This is a genomic window from Candidatus Pelagibacter sp. HIMB1587 (assembly GCF_052047775.1).
Classification (GTDB): Bacteria; Pseudomonadota; Alphaproteobacteria; order Pelagibacterales; family Pelagibacteraceae; genus Pelagibacter.
Window position 1 is genome coordinate 407,298 of record NZ_JBNAJJ010000002.1, and the last position, 17,080, is coordinate 424,377.

At 26.4% G+C, this 17,080-nt stretch carries 18 protein-coding genes; 8 read left to right on the plus strand and 10 right to left on the minus strand.

Annotated elements, in window-relative coordinates; translation table 11 throughout:
* Positions 1-59: 59 nt before the first annotated feature.
* From ACTTBE_RS06650 to ACTTBE_RS06675, 6 genes are read left to right on the plus strand one after another with little or no spacing between them, the layout of a single operon-like run.
* Complete coding sequence (locus ACTTBE_RS06650) at positions 60-878, plus strand: TIGR01459 family HAD-type hydrolase (RefSeq protein ID WP_440677672.1); 819 nt, start codon at positions 60-62, stop codon at positions 876-878.
* The gene (locus tag ACTTBE_RS06655; protein ID WP_440677673.1) at positions 872-1,804 is read left to right on the plus strand and encodes a bifunctional riboflavin kinase/FAD synthetase; all 933 of its coding nucleotides are present in this window, start codon (positions 872-874) and stop codon (positions 1,802-1,804) included. The genes ACTTBE_RS06650 and ACTTBE_RS06655 overlap by 7 nt, the downstream gene beginning before the upstream one ends.
* Positions 1,791-4,520, plus strand: coding sequence for an isoleucine--tRNA ligase (gene ileS / locus ACTTBE_RS06660; protein ID WP_440677674.1), 2,730 nt, complete (start codon positions 1,791-1,793; stop codon positions 4,518-4,520). The genes ACTTBE_RS06655 and ileS overlap by 14 nt, the downstream gene beginning before the upstream one ends.
* Positions 4,520-5,020 carry a signal peptidase II gene (gene lspA, locus ACTTBE_RS06665; RefSeq protein WP_440677675.1) on the plus strand — a complete coding sequence of 167 codons (501 nt, stop codon included), beginning with the start codon at positions 4,520-4,522 and terminating at the stop codon, positions 5,018-5,020. The genes ileS and lspA overlap by 1 nt, the downstream gene beginning before the upstream one ends.
* A complete protein-coding gene (locus ACTTBE_RS06670; RefSeq protein WP_440677676.1) occupies positions 5,007-5,324 on the plus strand; it encodes a DUF3035 domain-containing protein in 318 nt (105 codons plus the stop codon). The genes lspA and ACTTBE_RS06670 overlap by 14 nt, the downstream gene beginning before the upstream one ends.
* Positions 5,324-6,475 carry a glucose-6-phosphate isomerase gene (locus ACTTBE_RS06675; RefSeq protein ID WP_440677677.1) on the plus strand — a complete coding sequence of 384 codons (1,152 nt, stop codon included), beginning with the start codon at positions 5,324-5,326 and terminating at the stop codon, positions 6,473-6,475. Before ACTTBE_RS06670 ends, ACTTBE_RS06675 begins: the two co-directional genes overlap by 1 nt.
* Here the strand turns inward: ACTTBE_RS06675 and rsmD are convergent.
* Together rsmD and purD are read right to left on the minus strand one after the other, a co-directional pair.
* Entirely contained in the window at positions 6,472-7,032 is a 561-nt protein-coding gene (gene rsmD / locus ACTTBE_RS06680) for a 16S rRNA (guanine(966)-N(2))-methyltransferase RsmD (RefSeq protein WP_440677678.1), read from the minus strand. The genes ACTTBE_RS06675 and rsmD overlap by 4 nt on opposite strands.
* Positions 7,029-8,294 carry a phosphoribosylamine--glycine ligase gene (gene purD / locus ACTTBE_RS06685; protein ID WP_440677679.1) on the minus strand — a complete coding sequence of 422 codons (1,266 nt, stop codon included), beginning with the start codon at positions 8,292-8,294 and terminating at the stop codon, positions 7,029-7,031. The genes rsmD and purD overlap by 4 nt, the downstream gene beginning before the upstream one ends.
* Positions 8,295-8,317: 23 nt before the next feature.
* Between purD and ACTTBE_RS06690 the strand changes: the two genes are divergently transcribed.
* Entirely contained in the window at positions 8,318-8,512 is a 195-nt protein-coding gene (locus ACTTBE_RS06690) for a DUF2093 domain-containing protein (protein WP_440677680.1), read from the plus strand.
* A 3-nt stretch (positions 8,513-8,515) separates the two neighbouring features.
* Here the strand turns inward: ACTTBE_RS06690 and ACTTBE_RS06695 are convergent, their stop codons facing one another.
* From ACTTBE_RS06695 to ubiA, 5 genes are read right to left on the minus strand one after another with little or no spacing between them, the layout of a single operon-like run.
* Entirely contained in the window at positions 8,516-9,370 is an 855-nt protein-coding gene (locus ACTTBE_RS06695) for a lysophospholipid acyltransferase family protein (protein WP_440677681.1), read from the minus strand.
* Positions 9,367-10,293, minus strand: coding sequence for a tetraacyldisaccharide 4'-kinase (gene lpxK, locus ACTTBE_RS06700; protein ID WP_440677682.1), 927 nt, complete (start codon positions 10,291-10,293; stop codon positions 9,367-9,369). Before lpxK ends, ACTTBE_RS06695 begins: the two co-directional genes overlap by 4 nt.
* Complete coding sequence (locus tag ACTTBE_RS06705) at positions 10,274-11,521, minus strand: 3-deoxy-D-manno-octulosonic acid transferase (protein ID WP_440677683.1); 1,248 nt, start codon at positions 11,519-11,521, stop codon at positions 10,274-10,276. Before ACTTBE_RS06705 ends, lpxK begins: the two co-directional genes overlap by 20 nt.
* 2 nt (positions 11,522-11,523) lie before the next feature.
* A complete protein-coding gene (locus ACTTBE_RS06710; protein WP_440677684.1) occupies positions 11,524-13,260 on the minus strand; it encodes an ABC transporter ATP-binding protein in 1,737 nt (578 codons plus the stop codon).
* A complete protein-coding gene (gene ubiA / locus ACTTBE_RS06715) occupies positions 13,260-14,126 on the minus strand; it encodes a 4-hydroxybenzoate octaprenyltransferase (RefSeq protein WP_440677685.1) in 867 nt (288 codons plus the stop codon). The genes ACTTBE_RS06710 and ubiA overlap by 1 nt, the downstream gene beginning before the upstream one ends.
* A gap of 52 nt (positions 14,127-14,178) precedes the next feature.
* Here ubiA and ACTTBE_RS06720 point away from each other — a divergent pair, with 52 nt between their 5' ends.
* On the plus strand, positions 14,179-14,583 hold the full coding sequence (locus ACTTBE_RS06720; protein WP_075506429.1) for a DUF2721 domain-containing protein: 405 nt from the start codon (positions 14,179-14,181) through the stop codon (positions 14,581-14,583).
* Here ACTTBE_RS06720 and ACTTBE_RS06725 read toward each other — a convergent pair.
* The 3 genes from ACTTBE_RS06725 to ACTTBE_RS06735 are packed head-to-tail and all read right to left on the minus strand — an operon-like array spanning position 14,580 to position 17,075.
* Positions 14,580-15,551, minus strand: coding sequence for a quinone oxidoreductase family protein (locus tag ACTTBE_RS06725; RefSeq protein ID WP_440677686.1), 972 nt, complete (start codon positions 15,549-15,551; stop codon positions 14,580-14,582). The two genes, ACTTBE_RS06720 and ACTTBE_RS06725, sit on opposite strands and share 4 nt — an antisense overlap.
* 3 nt (positions 15,552-15,554) lie before the next feature.
* Entirely contained in the window at positions 15,555-16,391 is an 837-nt protein-coding gene (locus tag ACTTBE_RS06730; RefSeq protein WP_440677687.1) for a pirin family protein, read from the minus strand.
* Between the two features lie 18 nt (positions 16,392-16,409).
* Positions 16,410-17,075, minus strand: coding sequence for a haloacid dehalogenase type II (locus ACTTBE_RS06735; RefSeq protein ID WP_440677688.1), 666 nt, complete (start codon positions 17,073-17,075; stop codon positions 16,410-16,412).
* Between the last annotated feature and the right edge of the window lie 5 nt (positions 17,076-17,080).

Sequence of the window (17,080 nt, forward strand, 5' to 3'; positions counted from 1 at the left end):
AATCTTTTCACAGTAATTATGCTAGGAAAATCTAAATATTATGGTTTATAGGTAAAATAATGACCAAAAATTTAGACTTAGATGGCCTTCAGTCAATTGCTGATAATTATGACCTTTTTTACATAGATTTGTGGGGGGTCATTCATAATGGTGTCAAATTACATAACTCAGCAATAGCGACTTTAAATGAACTTAAGAAAAAAAATAAAAGTTTTGTTCTATTAACCAATGCTCCAAGACCGAATACTACAGTAAATAAATTTTTAGAAAAAATGGGCATGAGCGAAGATTTGACAAAACATGTTTATACCTCGGGCGAAGTAGCTTTAAATTTTTTAAAAACATCTTTCAAATCTAAGAATTTTTTTCATATAGGTCCCCCTAGAGATTTTGATTTATTCAATGAATTTAAAAATAATAAATCAACCGAACTAAATGAAAGTGAATATTTACTTTGCACAGGTTTGTTCGATGACCATGAGGATGATTTAAGTTATTACAAAAACTTACTTGAAAATCACACAACAAAAAAAATGATTTGTACCAACCCTGATTTAATTGTTGATCGAGGAAATATTAGAGAATTGTGTGCAGGTTCAGTTGCTATGGTTTTTGAAAAAATGGGCGGAGAAGTAATTTATTTTGGCAAACCTCATGCTGAGGTTTATAATCAGTCTATAGACAATATTGGTAAGAAAGTTTTGGCAATTGGTGATAATTTAAATACAGATATAAAGGGCGCTAACTTATTAAATTATCATTCCTTGTTGGTTTGTAATGGAATTCATAAAGAAGAAATACAGAACAGAGGAGTTACTGAAGTATCAAAAGAGTATGAAGCTATCGTTAATTTTACTCAAACAGAATTAAAATGGTAAAGTTATATAAAAATTTCAATATTAATAATCACCATAAAAATTCAATTATATTAATTGGAAATTTTGACGGTCTTCATTTAGGACATCAGAAATTATTTAAATTAGCTCTATCTTATAAAAAAAAATATAATTCAAAAATTGGTGTGATTAATTTTGATCCAATGCCCAAGATGTATTTTAACAATTCATTGAAGAATTTTAAAATTTCGTCGGTAAATCAAAAATTAGAATTACTTAAAGAATTAAAAGTAGATTTTATAATTACAAAAAAATTTGATAAAAATTTTTCTAAAATAAAATCAATTAAATTTATAAAAGAAATTTTATATAAAAAACTCAATTGTAAGTTTATATTTGTAAGTAATAATTTTAGATTTGGAAATAAAAGAGAAGGTGATGTTAAATTACTTATGCAAAATGAAAAAAATTATAATTACAAAGTTATTAAACCAAAGCCACTTTTAAAAAGTAAAAAAATAGTATCTTCAACAATAATAAGAAACTTTCTAGAAAAAGGTGATTTAAATAGAGCTAATAAATTTTTAGGAAGAGAGTGGACCATTGATGGAATAGTTCAAAAGGGAAGGCAAGTTGGAAAAAAAATTGGTTTTCCAACATGTAACATAGATATTAAGGATTATGTCTTAGCACAGCCAGGAGTTTATGCGGTAAGAGTATTAAGAAAAAAAAATCAAAAAAAATTGAGTGGTATAGCAAATCTTGGCTACAGACCCACATTTAATCAAAAAAAAATCTTACTTGAGGTTCATTTGTTTAATTTTTCTGGAAATCTATATAATAAGCTTTTATCAGTGCAGTTTTTAAAGTTTATTAGAAAAGAAAAAAAATTTAAGAATGTTGATCAACTCAGAAAACAAATTAAGTCTGATTTAAATATTGCAAAAAAACTAAATGAGCAAATCTGATATAAATCTACCTAAAACAGCTTTCTCAATGAAGGCTAACCTACCAACTAGAGAACCAGAAATTCTAAATTATTGGCAAAAAATAAACCTTTATGATGAATTAAGAAATTCAAGCAAAGGTAAAGAAAAATTTGTCTTACATGATGGCCCACCATATGCAAACGGTAATATTCATATGGGGACAGCATTAAATAAAATTTTAAAAGACATAATTGTAAAATTTCATCAAATGGATGGAAAAGACTCAATTTATGTACCTGGATGGGATTGTCATGGTTTACCGATAGAATGGAAAATAGAAGAGCAATATAAAAAAAATAAAAAAAATAAAAATGATGTCCCAATAGTTGAGTTTAGAAAAGAGTGTAGATCTTTTGCTGAAAAATGGATTGAAGTTCACAAAGGTCAATTCAAAAGATTGGGTGTAGTCGGTGATTGGGAAAATTATTATTCTACAATGAGTTTTGATGCAGAGGCTCAAATAGTAAGAGAACTTGGAAAATTTCTTAAAGAAGGAAGTTTATACAGAGGATATAAACCAGTTTTATGGTCAACTGTTGAAAAAACTGCTCTTGCTGATGCAGAAGTAGAATACCAAGACCATAAGTCAGATACTATATATACATCGTTTTCAGTTAGGTCATCTAAAATTAAAGAATTAGAAAAAAGTGAAATTATAATTTGGACAACTACACCATGGACAATTCCTGCTAATAAAGCATTAGCTTATAATGAGTCATTAGATTATGTTTTATTGCAAGTTAATGATGAAGGAGATTTTCAAAACAGAAAAATAGTTGTTGCACAAGCTTTACTTGAGTCAGTCATAAAAGAATGTGGAATTAAAAATTATAAAGAGATTAAAAAGTTTAAGGGAAAAGAGTTTAAAGATACTATTTGTAATCATCCCTTTTTAAATTTAGGTTATGAAACTGAAATCCCAATGTTAGAAGCAAGATTTGTGACGACAGAGCAGGGGACAGGAATAGTTCATTGTGCGCCAAGTCATGGGCCTGATGATTTTAATTTATGTTTGAATAATGGAATTAAAGCAATAGAGACAGTTGATGGTGACGGTAAATATACAAATAATGTAAATTTATTTGAAGGTATTCATATTTTTAAAGCTAATCCAATAGTAATTGAAAAACTCAAAGAGCAAAAAAATTTATTATCAAATGGTGAATTAGTCCATTCTTATCCTCATTCTTGGAGATCAAAAGCACCATTGGTTCATAGAGCAACACCTCAGTGGTTTATTTCTATGGAAAGTCACAAACTAAGAGACAAAGCTTTAAAAGCTATAGATGATACAACATTTTATCCAAGCAAGGGAAAAGAAAGATTAAAATCTATGATCGAAACTAGACCTGATTGGTGTGTTTCTAGACAAAGGGTATGGGGTGTGCCTCTACCTATTTTTGTTAATAAAGAAACTAAAGAAATTTTAGTTGATGATGAAGTTAATGAAAATATTGCATCAATTTATGAAAAAGAGGGATCTGATTGTTGGTTTTCAGACGATCCGCAAAGATTTTTAGGCAATAAGTACAAAGCCCAAGATTATGATAAATTAAGTGATATCGTAGAAGTTTGGTTTGATAGTGGCTCAACTCATTCATTTGTATTAGAGAAAAGAAATGATCTCAAATGGCCAGCTTCAATGTATTTAGAGGGTTCAGATCAACATAGAGGGTGGTTTCATTCATCATTATTAGAATCATGCGGAACAAGAGGTAGAGCTCCGTTTGACTCAATTTTATCTCACGGTTTCGTTGTAGATGGAAAAGGTTTAAAAATGTCTAAATCATTAGGAAATGTGATTGCTCCAGAAGATATTTTAAAAAAATACGGAGCAGATATTTTAAGAATTTGGGTAGCATCATCAAATTATTCAGAGGATTTAAGAATAGATTATTCAATTTTAGATCAACACGCAGATTCTTATAGGAAGATTAGAAATACATTTAGATATTTATTAGGAAATCTTAATGATAATTTTGAAATAATTGATCTTGAAAAAGTAGATTTAAATAATTTACCTGATTTAGAGCAGTACATGCTACATAAATTGTATTCTTTAAATAATAGTTTCAAAAAATATTTTCAGAATTATGATTTTCACAATTTGTATAAAGAATTATTAAATTTTTGCACTGTAGATTTGTCAGCTTTTTATTTTGATATAAGAAAAGATACTTTATACTGTGACTCTTTAGATGACCCTAAACGAAAATCAACTATATTGTTGTTGAATATAATTTTAAACTCTTTACTTAAATGGTTTGCTCCAATTTTGTCTTTCACAACTGAAGAAATTTATCAATTATTGTTTAAAAACCAAAAAAGTATTCATTTAGAAAACTTTTTAACTTTCCCAAAAAGTTTTCATAATGAAAAATTAAATCAGAAATGGATTGAGTTAATTAAAATTAGAAATTTATGTAATGTAAGTATAGAGGAAAAAAGAGCAGCCAAAGTGATAGGATCAAGTTTAGAAGCTGAGATTAAAATTCATTTAGATCAAAATTTAGAAAGTATCACAAAAGATGTTGATTTTTCGGAGCTTTGTATAACTTCTAAAGCTGAAGTTAATTATGAAAATAACATTGACGCAAATGTTCTTACAGAAAAAGCGAAAGGAGCGAAATGCTCGATGTGTTGGAAAATAAATGAAAAAGGATGTGCTAGATCTAATTGTCCTCAAAATTCTTAATGTCTTTAAATAAAATATTTAAAAATTATTATTTTGAAACTATTTTAATTTTAATTATTTTTTTTTTAGACAGAATATCAAAACTATTTGTAATTCATAAGGATAAACTTAATTTTAATTCTGAAATATACTCATCAAAATTTTTGAACATTCATCTAATTTGGAATGAAGGAATAGCTTTTGGACTATTTTCATTTAATGAAGATTATTTATACAATGGTCTAACTTTTTTAATATTTTTAGTGATTGTCTTTATAATTTTTATGATAAGAAAAAGTGATCCATTAAGAAAATATGCACTATTATTAGTACTTGGCGGCGCTTTGGGAAATTTTTTTGATAGAATAATTTACAAAGCTGTACCAGATTTTATAGATTTTCATGTGGGAAATTTTCATTGGTTTATTTTTAATGTTGCAGATATTTTTATAACCTTTGGTATATTTTTTATGATAGTAATTGAATTAACAGTAAAAAATAAAATTAATGAAACATCTTAAAATTTTTATTCTTTCAAATTTGTTTTTATTTTTGTTGTCTTGTGGGACGGTTAAAGAGGGCTTTTCTAATCAAAAAAAAAATAACTCAGATGAATTTTTAGTTGAAAAAAAAACTCCATTAGTAATGCCACCAAACTATAACGAGTTACCAGAACCAAAAATAAATCAGCAAGAGATTAAAGAGGAAAAAAATTCAATTAAATCTTTATTACTTCAAGAAGATGAAACTTTAAATGATAATGAAATAGATGATAAAGATAAAAAACTTGAGGAATCATTATTAGAAAAAATTAAAAAAAATTAATGTTAACCTCAGGTATAAATTTTATTAACTTTAAAAAAAAAGTAAAAAATAAAAATATTAAAAAACACTTAATAGATTTAATAAATAAAAATAGTCCAATAATTCAATCTTTATCTAAAAATTATAAAGATAAATTTGACAAAAGTTTTTTAAGCAAAATAAAGAAAAAAAAAAATTATAGATTATTAGGTATGGGTGGATCTACTCTTGGTTCACAAGCTATTTATCAATTTTTTGGAAATTTAGTTAAAAATAATTTTGAATTCATAGATAATTTGCAGTCAAAAAAAAATTTTAATAAAAAAAAATATACTAATTTAATAATTTCAAAATCTGGCAACACTATTGAGACCATAGTGAATGCGAATATTTTAATAAAAAAAAAAGATGCAAATTATTTTATTACTGAAAATAAAAAAAATTACCTACATCTGTTGGCTAAACAGCTAAAAGCAGATGTTATTGAGCACAATAATTTTATAGGAGGAAGATATTCTGTTCTCTCTGAAGTTGGAATGCTACCAGCTGAATTGATGGGACTTAAATCTAAAAATTTCAGACAATTCAACTCACTTATAAAAAACAAGAAGTTTATTAATAATTTAATTAATAATGTTGCTAGCACAATCTATTTTATAAAAAAAAGAAAATTTAATTCTGTGATTCTTAATTATGACGAAAGATCTGAGAATTTATTTAAATGGTATCAGCAATTGATCTCAGAAAGTTTGGGAAAAAATAACAAAGGTTTATTGCCGATAGTTTCTAATATGCCAAAAGACAATCATAGTGTAATGCAATTATATTTAGATGGATTTAAAAATAACTTTTATACTTTTTTTATATTCAGGGAAAAAAGCTCTGAAAAAATAAATAATAAAAATATTCTCAAATCATATAATTTTTTAAAAAATAAAAAAATTTCAGAAATTATGTATGCACAAAAAAAAGCTACTGAGACAGTTTTTGAGAAAAAAAATCTACCATTTAGATCTTTTGAAATAACGGAAAGAAATGAAAATACGTTGGGTGAACTTTTCTGTTTTTTTATTTTAGAAACTATTTTATTAGGAAGATCTTTGAAGGTTGATCCGTTTGACCAACCTGCTGTAGAGTTAATTAAAACAGAGACAAAAAAAAATTTAATTTAAAAAGTAAAAAAAAATATTTTTGATATCCCGTATATTTTCTCTTCAATTATTTTAATTTTATCTGAAAAATTCTCTTTTTCTTTTTTATGTCTATGTAATATTAAAACTCCATTATTTTTTAAAATATTTGAGGCTTTAATCTTTAACAAAGTTTTTTCTATGTTTTTATCTTTATATGGCGGATCAAGGAAAATTATATCAAAAGTTTTATTAAAATTTTTAAATATATCTTCGCTGTAAATATTTTTTTCAATTATTTCAAAATTGTTTATTGATTTTAAATTAGATAAGTTTTTTTTTAGTATAGGTAAAACATTTTTATAATTTTCAATAAAATAAACTTTTTCAACGTTTCTTGACAAACATTCTATTCCAAAAGAACCAACACCTGAAAATAAATCTAATATTACAGATCCTTCAATTTTAATTTTAAATTTGTTTGAATGATTTATTATATTAAATATAGATTCTTTTGTTAAATCTTTTAGAGGCCTGGTGTAAATATCTTTAGGTTCTAAAATTTTTTTACCTTTAAAATTACCAGAGATTATTCTCATTTATTAATAACTTTATAAGCTATATCTTTTCTATAAAAACCAGCTTTCCAATTTAACTTCTCAAGATTTTTATGAATTTTTTCTCTGGCATCATTAAAATTGCTTGATATTGAGACAAAGTTTAAAACTCTCCCTCCAATTGCTAAAATTTTCTTATCTTTTTTTCTAGTTCCTGCATGAAATAAAAAATCTTTTTCATCCAAAACCACAGAATTGAAATTTTGAATTTCAACATTTTTTTTATATTTATCTGGATAACCATTAGAGCATAGCACAACACATAGACTTTTAGAATCATGCCATTGGAGGATACAATCATTTAGCTTTTCGTTTATAATTGCTTCAATAATTTCAATTAGATCTGTTTTTAAAACTGGGAGGATTGTTTGGCATTCTGGATCTCCCATTCTTACGTTGTATTCTATTAAATAAGGTTCATTATCAACTATCATTAAGCCCGCATAAAGAAAACCTTTATATTTAATGTTGTCAGCAGAGAGGCCTTTTAAAGTTGGTTTAATTATTTTGTCTATTATTTTTTTTTCTAGGTCACTGTTAATTAATCTTGATGGATAATAAGCACCCATCCCACCTGTATTTTTACCTTTGTCACCTTCATTTACTCTTTTATGGTCTTGTGCTGTTCCAAAATTTTTTATTGTACTACCATCACTGATTACAAAATAACTCATTTCTTCTCCTCTAAGAAATTCTTCTATCAGTAAATTTTTTGCATCCCCAAATTTTCCATTAAAAATTTCTTCTACTGCTTTAAAAGATTGTTGAATATCTTCACAAATATATACACCTTTCCCAGCAGCTAAATTATCCGCTTTAATTACAATAGGGTGTTTAGCATTTTTTATAAAATCAATTGATTCTTGTGAATTAGTAAAAACACCAAAATTTGCTGTAGGTATTTTGTATTTTTTACAAAGGTTTTTAGTAAATATTTTTGATCCTTCTAGTTGTGAAGCTTTTTTGCTTGGACCAAAAACTTTAATATTAAAATTTTCCAAGTAATCAACTATTCCGTTTACCAACGGATCTTCAGGTCCAACCACTACAAGTTCAATTTTATTTTCTATTAAAAAATCACGAATATTTTCAAAATTATTTATATCAAGATTTATATTTTCAGCAATTTCCTCTGTTCCTGCATTCCCTGGAATACAATATATTTTTTTTATTTTTTTTGATTTTGAAATTGAATAAGTAATAGCATGCTCTCTTCCTCCACTGCCTATAATTGCAATTTTCATATAAATATTTATATATCTTATTAATGAAAAATAAATTAGCTAAATTAAAATATTTACCTAATAACTTTAGTATAATTGAACACGGAGACCATGTTATTTGTGCAATTTCTGGAAAAAAAATTTTATTAGAAAATTTAAATTATTGGAATGTTGATGAACAGGAGCCATATTTTTCTTATGTTGAGGCAACTATTAAAAGAGAGCAAAATAAATCTTAATCTCTAATTTTTCCATCTATCGTGTGTCCAAATCCATTGATCAATATTTTTTAAAATCATTTTTTCCAAAATCTGATTTATAAATTTAGTTATTTCAAAAGAAGATTTATTTTTGCTGATTTTAATTGGTTTAGATACATACATTTTAAAATAAAATTTATTTTGTCTCTCTATATAAATGGGCACTAAATCACATTCATATTTTTTTATGAATTGAGCTGGTATCGTTGTTGATGTTGCTAAATGATTGAAAAATGTGACTTTTTCCCCCTCTCTTACTCTTTGATCTACCATGAGAGCAATTGAGGCACCTTCTTTTATCAACTTAACTAATTCTCTTGTTCCTGTACGACCCTTTTTAATTTGTTTTTTACAAATGTCTCTCTTTCTAATTTTTTCCATAACTTTATTTAGGTATGGATTATTTAAAGGTCTATAAATAGCCGCACAATTAATGCCCTCTTTTTCAATCTGCATTGCCATTAATTCGAAGTTATTAAAATGTCCTGAAATAAAAATTACTTTTTTTTTATTTCTTTTGATTCGGTCTAAATATTCTTTTCCTTCTATTGATATATATTTTGATAATTTGTCGTTTTTGAAATTTTTTAAATGAACATACTCAGCAAAAATTCTACCATAATTACCTAAAACATTTGAAGCAATTTTTTCAAAATCTCCTTTGATGCTCGCTTTCTCTAAATTTTTAATTATTAACGACTTTGACCTAAATATTGGTCCTAATGTTTTGCCCAAAAAAAAACCAATATTAGATGAATTTTTAAATCCAATTAATTTAAATACACCAAACAAAAAGATAATAAACACAAATTGTGTTAGATGGTAAAAACTCTTCATTTAATATTAAGTAATTTTTTTTCTAATTTATTTATTTTATTTACCTTTAAATTTATTTTCAAAAATTTTATATCTTTTTTTTGCTTTAAATTAAGTCTTAAATAATCTTTTTCAGTTGTAATAATTTCAAACTTATTCTTTTTTGCTATTTTTTTTATAAAATTTATATCCTCATCACTAAAATTATGATGATCAGCATAAATAAACTTTTTTTGTAATTTAAATTTATGTTTTAACAATGTACTTTCAAACTCTTTTGGATTGCCAATTCCACAAAACATTAAATAATTCTTTTTTTTATCTAAAGAATGTATATTTTGTGGAACATACTCTCCCTCTAGTACTTCTATATTTTTATTGAAGTTCTTTATTTTTTGAAAGATTTTTCTTGTAGATTTACTTGACCCATTTAGAAAAATCATATCATAATTTTTTATTTCTTTTATACTTTCTCTTAAAGGTCCAGCTGGCAAAACAAAACCATTTCCAATAAACTCAGAGGAGTTAAAGCATGCAATTTTTAAATCATATGCAATATTTTTTTGCTGCAATCCATCATCAAGTATCGCAAAATCATATTCTTTTTTTTCTGCATGCATTAATGCATTAATCCTGTTATTTTTAGAGATAACGATGCCATTTTTTTTTAATAAATTTATTTCATCTTTCTGGCTAATATAATTTTTCTTTATAAACACAGTTTTATATTTTTTCTTTAAAATTTCATTTATTAAAATTGATAATGATGTTTTTCCAGTTCCACCAATATAAATATTACCCACACAAATTGTTTTAATTACAAATTGTTTTTTGTTTGAAAATTTTTTAAAAAAATTAATTGTATGTGTGATTAAAGTTAAAGGTAAAAAAATATATGCTAATAGATTTTTTTTATTCCAAAAGTCAGGTTTTTTTAAGTTCATTAAAAATATGTTTGTCTAATACTTTTATAGTTTTTTTTAAAATTTTTTCCCCAATATTTTTAATTTTAAATCCTGATTGATTATTTTTATTAAAAGTTATTTCTTTAGAAAGTTGTGAAGTATTGTTAATTTTTTTAGAAATTTTGTTAGATTTTAGCAATTTATAAATATCAGTAAAATTTCTTATAAATGGTCCGTGTAATATTTTTGCCCCATATCTTGCAGCCTCCAGAGGATTTTGCCCACCTCTATCAATTATTGAACCTCCCAAAAATACAGATCCACCTAGTTTATGAAACTTTTTTGTCTCTCCAAATGTATCAACAATATAAATATCAGTATTTTTTAAGTTTTTTGGTTTTAAACTATGTAAATTCACCTTAAGTTTTAGTCTTTCCAATTCAGATGCTATTTCTTTTACTCGATGTATATGCCTAGGAATAATAATTGTAATTAAATTATTATATTTACTCTTTAGTATCATGTGAGTTTTTGCACAAAATATTTCTTCAGAATTATGTGTGCTTGAAGCAATCCAGAATTTTTTATTTTTTAGCTCAACATTTAATCTTCTATCAAGATTTTGCTTAGCATCATCATATTCAGCAAATTTCATATTTCCTATTTCAGAATAATTTTTAAGGCCTAGTTTTTTTAGGTATAATTTTGTCTCTTTATTTTGAGGGTAGGCTATTTTGATATTTTCCAAAATTGATTTGGTAAAATTCTTAAATTTTAGCCATCTATTGAATGTTTTTTTGGTTATTCGTGCATTAAGTAATATCAAGGGTATATCTTTGATCTTAAGTTTTTGAAACATGCATGGCCAAATTTCTGACTCCACAAATATAGCAATATTTGGTTTCCAATAATTTAAAAAAGAATTTACAAAAATAAAATGATCAATTGGATAAAATTGATGAATAGTTTTTTTAAATTTAAACTTTTTTAAAACTTTTGATGAACTAAGTGTGCTAGTGGTAACCAATATTTGATTAACAGCATTATTTTTTTCATAATTTTTTATTAATGGAACTATACTTAGTATTTCTCCTACACTACATGCATGAAACCAAATTAGTAATCCATTTCGTCTCTTCTCAGATGGTATTGAGAACTTTTCAACAAACCTTTTTTTATCCTCTTTATTTTTGAATATTCTTAAAATAATAAAAATTGGAGATATCAATATAATTATTGAAAAAATTACTTGATATAAAAAAAACATATTTATTTTTGAATTTGTTTCTCATAAAAGTTTTTATATAATTTGGAATTAGTCATTAAATCTTCATGCTTTCCACTGTCTATAACTTTACCAGAGTCTATTACATAAATTTTGTTTGAATTTAAAATAGTTGAAAGTCTATGTGCTATAACTATCGTTGTCTTATTTTTTGTAAGAATTTTTAGGGCTTCTTGAATTTTTGTTTCTGTCTCACTATCCAAAGATGATGTTGCCTCATCTAATAATATTATTGTACTTTTTTTCATCATTGCTCTTGCAATAGCAATTCTTTGCTTTTCTCCACCAGAAAGCCTTACACCGTTTTCTCCTATTATAGTCTCATATTTATTTGGTAATTTATTTATAAAATCGGCACAATTTGATAGTTCTGCAACTTTAAATATTTCCTCGTCTGAAGCATTTTCATTAGAATATTTAATATTATTTAATATTGTGTCGTCAAAAAGTGTAGTTTCTTGACTGACTAAAGAGATATTTTCTCTGAGAGATTTAATTTTAGTTTTGTAAATAGATTGACCGTCAATTTGTATATCACCATCATCAGCATTATAAAATCTTGGGATAAGATTTAATATAGTTGATTTTCCTGATCCACTGTGACCAACTAGCGAGGTCATTTTACCACCTTCAAAATTTAAATTTATACTTTCCAAAACCTTTTTTTCTTCTTTTTCATAAGCAAAACTTAAATTGATAAATCTTATATCAGAATTTTTCTGATTTAATGGTTTTGCGTCGTTAGCATCTACAATTGTATTCTTATTATCTATAATTGGAATAATTCTCATTGCTGCTGAAAAACCCTGTTTAACAGTTAAGTTTAAAGTAGAAAGCGCTCTTACTGGTTGGTAGGCTAACATCATTGCTGCTAAGAATGAAAAAAAATTATTAATATCAATTTCCCCTTGAGCAATTAAAATTCCTGAATAAAAAATTAGAATTGCAATCATTATGCCAGTCAAGGTTTCCATTATTGGCGAAATTCTAATGTAAACTGTTTGAATTTTTCTATTTTTTTCTTTTAGATCATCTAAAAATTTATCTGCTTTTAAATTTTCATCATCTTCTTTTTGAAATATTTTTATTAATTTATGATTTTTAAATAATTCAACTAAAAATTTTGTTAAATAACCAGATTTTTCTTGAGCTTCCGTGGCTATTTTCCCCATTCTCTTACCCAATGTTTTGGCAGACAAACTCGCAAGAGGAATCATAATAATTGAGATTAGTGAAAGTTTCCAATTTTGGGTAAACATCACAATCAATAGACCAATTAAAGTTAAAGAATCTTTAAATAAGGTTAATATAGCGTTACTTAATAATGATGTAATATGATTAACATCATAAATTAAGTTTGAAATAAATTTTCCAGAATGTTTTTTATCAATTATCTGTGTATCGGTAATCATTAAAGATTTAACCATATCAAATTGCAAATTTTTTTTAATATTCTCACCCACACTAATCATTGTTGCTTTTGCAAAATAAAGAGAAAGACCTTTTGTGGTAAAAGCAATTATTATCGCTATTGGTATCAAAAAAATTAATGATTGATCTTTTTCAATAAAGATTTTTTTAATTGCAGGATCTAATAGCCAAGCAATTGCAGATGTGCTCCCAGCAACTAAAACTGAAAAAAATACTGATATAAATATTTTATCTAAAAATTTTTTAGAATAGTCTTTATATAATCTTTTATATATTTCAGAATTTTTCATTATAATAATTTTGCAATTAAAATATTTAATAAAACTAATATTCCAAACATATTGTTACTTTTAAATACTGATAGACAACTCGAGGGATCTGTATAATTAAAGTTTTTCATTTGATAGAAGAGTAGATGTATCAAAGGAATTGTACCTAAAACATAATAGCTTAAATTTAAATTCATATAATATCCACCACTGGCAAATAGAATGATTAAAAAAGAATAACATACGAATAAAAATTTTTTTGCATTTCCTTTAAACTTGATTGCAGTTGATTTTAATCCAATAATTTCATCATCTTGAATATCCTGGAAACCATAAATTGTGTCATATCCTAATGTCCAAAATATGGCTCCAAAATAAAATAGTATTGGTACTATTTCTAGATCACCTTTGATAGCAGTCCATCCAAGTATTAATCCATAATTGAATGTAACTCCTAGAAAAAGTTGAGGCCAATATGTAAATCTTTTCATCAAAGGATATGTAAATGCAAGCGGCATTGATCCTAAAGCTAAAATAATAGTAAAAAAATTAAAATTAATTAAAACCAAGAAAGCCAATGAACAAAGAATTAAAGCATAAAATAATCCTAGTTTTATTGAAATTTTACCAGAGGCGATTGGTCGATTTTTTGTTCTAAATACCTTTGCATCAAACTCTTTATCTAGAATATCATTCACAATACAGCCAGCTGATCTCATTAAAACTGAACCTAAAAAAAATAAAATTAAATAAAAAAAATATTTATTTAAATTCTCAGAAAAATCATAAGCTAAAGTTAAGCCCCAAGCACAAGGCCAAAACAAGAGCATGTAACCAATCGGTTTTGTCAATCTTGTTAATTCAATAAAAAGTTTAATTTGGTTCATAATAATTTACTTGTAAATAACAAAGGGTAGTTTCATAATCAAATTGATTCGTATGAATATAGATTACACAGTCACTGCTTTAATGTTTCCAGCTATTCCGTTACTTATGAGTGTTTATAGCAACAGATTTCATTCTCTTAGTATCTTAATTCGTCAACTTCATGATGAGCATGTTTATGAAAAACATATTCCACCAGAATGGAAGAAGCAGTTTATTAATTTAAGTGGAAGAATAACTCTTCTCAGATGGACAATTTTATTTGCCTCATTTGGCTTCCTATTTAATATGCTTACAGTTTTTGCACTTTACTTAGATGAAGTTTTTGCTGCTAGAGTAATTTTTGGTTCTTGTTGTTTATCTATGATTATATCAATTATTTTTTTTATTAGAGAAATTCAAATTTCAACGAATGCACTTAAACTCCATATGTCTGATATGGATGTAGACGTAAACTAGGGAAGTATTACTGCTGGTCCAGTAAGAACTCTAGATTCTAAATCTTTATGAGCTTGAGCAATATCTTTTAGAGAATATTTTTTTGAAATTTTTACTTTTACTTTTCCACTTGATGCCATTTCGAAAACTTTATTTGCAGCCTCATCTAGCTCTTCTCTTGTAGTTGTGTACTGCATAATGCTTGGTCTTGTTAAATAAAGCCCTTTTGGTTGTATCGATTTTGCAACGTTAACTGGATCTAAAGGTCCTGATGCGTTTCCAAAAGAAACCAACATTCCTCTTAATTTTAAACATTCAATAGAACCATTAAAGGTATTTTTTCCAACTCCATCATAGACAACAGACAATCCTTTTCCTTCAGTAATTTCTTTTACTTTTTCAGCAAAATTATCTTTGTTATAATTAATCACATGGTCGTAGCCATTTTGTTTTGCATTTTCTATTTTTTCATCTGAACCGACAGTACCAATAACATTGCATCCTAAACTTTTAGCCCATTGTCCAAAAATTTGACCAACACCACCTGCTGCTGCATGGAATAAAATATCTTCTCCAGATTTTACAGGATAAGTTTTATGTAAAAGATAAAAAGTAGTTATCCCTTTTGTCATTAAAGTTGCTGCAGTTTCTAAATCAACACTATCAGGGACTTTTACCAAGTTTTTAGTTGGATAGTTTCTATGAGTTGCGTAAGCACCAAGAGGAGCTGCACAGTATGCAACTTTATCTCCAACTTTAAAATCTTTTACCTCTGAACCAACTTTAGTTATTTCTCCAGCTCCCTCTAGACCTATTGGAGAGGGTAGAGTTAATGGATAAAGTCCTGATCGATGATAAGTATCAATATAATTTAAACCAATAGCATGGTTTTTAATCATCACCTCATCAGCTTTTGGATCTTCAAGTTTAAGTTCCTTATATTCTAAAACTTCTGGTCCACCTGCTTTTGATACTATTACTGAATTCATAATTTATTTTACAAATGTACCATTATGATAATCTTGTACTGCTTGCAAGATTTCTGCTTTAGTATTCATCACAAAAGGACCACCTCTTGCAATTTCCTCATTTATTGGCTTTCCAGATATCACGAGAAATTTAGTGTTTGTTTTTGCTTTTACTTTAAGCTCTTCACCTTTTGTTAGTAATATTAAAGTACTATTCTTAACATTATCATGTTTTTCACTGCCGATTTCAATTTCGCCATCAATTAAATAAACAAATGTATTGTGAGTTGATGGAATATTAAAATTAAACTCTTTATCTTTATTTAATTCTACATCAAAATAAACTGGTTCCACATTATGACCTTTTACAGGTCCTTCAGCATTTTCAAATTTACCTGCAATAACTTTTACTTGTTTTTCATCATCTTTATGAACACTCATTTTATCAGCATCAATATAAATATATTCAGGCTTACTCATTTTTAATTTAGCAGGCATGTTAATCCATAATTGAAAGCCATGAAGTCTTCCTTCTTTCATAGCTGGCATCTCTGAATGAATAATTCCACTTCCTGTTTTCATCCACTGAACATCACCTGCAGTCATTCTTCCTTCACCACCAGTGCTATCTTTATGTTCAAAATCTCCAGCGAGCATATATGTAACAGTTTCAATTCCTCGATGTGGGTGAGGGGGAAAACCAGCAATATAATCTTCGCTATTTTCAGATCCAAATTCATCTAGCATTAAGAAAGGATCAAAATAATTTGGTTCAACACCAATACTTCTTTTTAATTTTACTCCCGCACCATCCGAAGCTGGAATAGGATCTATAATTTTTGTTACTTCAATTGATTTCATGAGTGCTGATATAATTATCTACTTAGTTATATCAAGTAGACCATTTAAGTTTTTAATTTCATTTTGTGGTGAATAATCAAGTTTATCAAAGATATTATTATTTCTATTTACCCATATAGAATTGTATCCATAGTTTCCTCCTCCAGATACATCCCAAGTATTTGCACTTAAAAAAGCAACTTCATTTTTTTCAATTTTATATTTTTTTATTGGTAAATCATAAACTTTAGAGTCAGGTTTAAAAACACCAACTTCTTCGATAGAAAAAATATCATTAAATAAATTGTCTAATTTATTACTTTGTACTAATTCATTTAATAAAGAAGGTGTACCATTAGAAAGTATTGCTAGTTTAAAATTTTTTTCTTTTAAAGATTTTAATACTTCTGGAACTTCTTCAAAAGGAGAGAGAATTCTATATAGATTTAACAATTCATCCCTCATTGAATTATCTATTTTAAATACACTCATTGATTTATCCAAACTGTCTTCAGTGATTTGCCAAAAATCTCTATGTCTTTTCATTAAACTTCTAAGCCAAGTGTATTCTAATTGTGTGGTTCTCCAATAATTTGCAAAAGCTTCCCACTTATCACCAATTTTATCTTTGCATTTTTCTGCTGCTGAATTTACATCGAATAAAGTGCCATAAGCGTCAAAAATTATTGCTTTAATATTTTTCATAAACT

Coding starts and splice junctions, on each gene's coding strand:
- ACTTBE_RS06650 (WP_440677672.1), top strand. CDS start 60: ATGACCAAAAATTTAGACTTAGATGGCCTTCAGTCAATTGCTGATAAT.
- ACTTBE_RS06655 (WP_440677673.1), top strand. CDS start 872: ATGGTAAAGTTATATAAAAATTTCAATATTAATAATCACCATAAAAAT.
- ileS (WP_440677674.1), top strand. CDS start 1,791: ATGAGCAAATCTGATATAAATCTACCTAAAACAGCTTTCTCAATGAAG.
- lspA (WP_440677675.1), top strand. CDS start 4,520: ATGTCTTTAAATAAAATATTTAAAAATTATTATTTTGAAACTATTTTA.
- ACTTBE_RS06670 (WP_440677676.1), top strand. CDS start 5,007: ATGAAACATCTTAAAATTTTTATTCTTTCAAATTTGTTTTTATTTTTG.
- ACTTBE_RS06675 (WP_440677677.1), top strand. CDS start 5,324: ATGTTAACCTCAGGTATAAATTTTATTAACTTTAAAAAAAAAGTAAAA.
- rsmD (WP_440677678.1), bottom strand. CDS start 7,032: ATGAGAATAATCTCTGGTAATTTTAAAGGTAAAAAAATTTTAGAACCT.
- purD (WP_440677679.1), bottom strand. CDS start 8,294: ATGAAAATTGCAATTATAGGCAGTGGAGGAAGAGAGCATGCTATTACT.
- ACTTBE_RS06690 (WP_440677680.1), top strand. CDS start 8,318: ATGAAAAATAAATTAGCTAAATTAAAATATTTACCTAATAACTTTAGT.
- ACTTBE_RS06695 (WP_440677681.1), bottom strand. CDS start 9,370: ATGAAGAGTTTTTACCATCTAACACAATTTGTGTTTATTATCTTTTTG.
- lpxK (WP_440677682.1), bottom strand. CDS start 10,293: ATGAACTTAAAAAAACCTGACTTTTGGAATAAAAAAAATCTATTAGCA.
- ACTTBE_RS06705 (WP_440677683.1), bottom strand. CDS start 11,521: ATGTTTTTTTTATATCAAGTAATTTTTTCAATAATTATATTGATATCT.
- ACTTBE_RS06710 (WP_440677684.1), bottom strand. CDS start 13,260: ATGAAAAATTCTGAAATATATAAAAGATTATATAAAGACTATTCTAAA.
- ubiA (WP_440677685.1), bottom strand. CDS start 14,126: ATGAACCAAATTAAACTTTTTATTGAATTAACAAGATTGACAAAACCG.
- ACTTBE_RS06720 (WP_075506429.1), top strand. CDS start 14,179: ATGAATATAGATTACACAGTCACTGCTTTAATGTTTCCAGCTATTCCG.
- ACTTBE_RS06725 (WP_440677686.1), bottom strand. CDS start 15,551: ATGAATTCAGTAATAGTATCAAAAGCAGGTGGACCAGAAGTTTTAGAA.
- ACTTBE_RS06730 (WP_440677687.1), bottom strand. CDS start 16,391: ATGAAATCAATTGAAGTAACAAAAATTATAGATCCTATTCCAGCTTCG.
- ACTTBE_RS06735 (WP_440677688.1), bottom strand. CDS start 17,075: ATGAAAAATATTAAAGCAATAATTTTTGACGCTTATGGCACTTTATTC.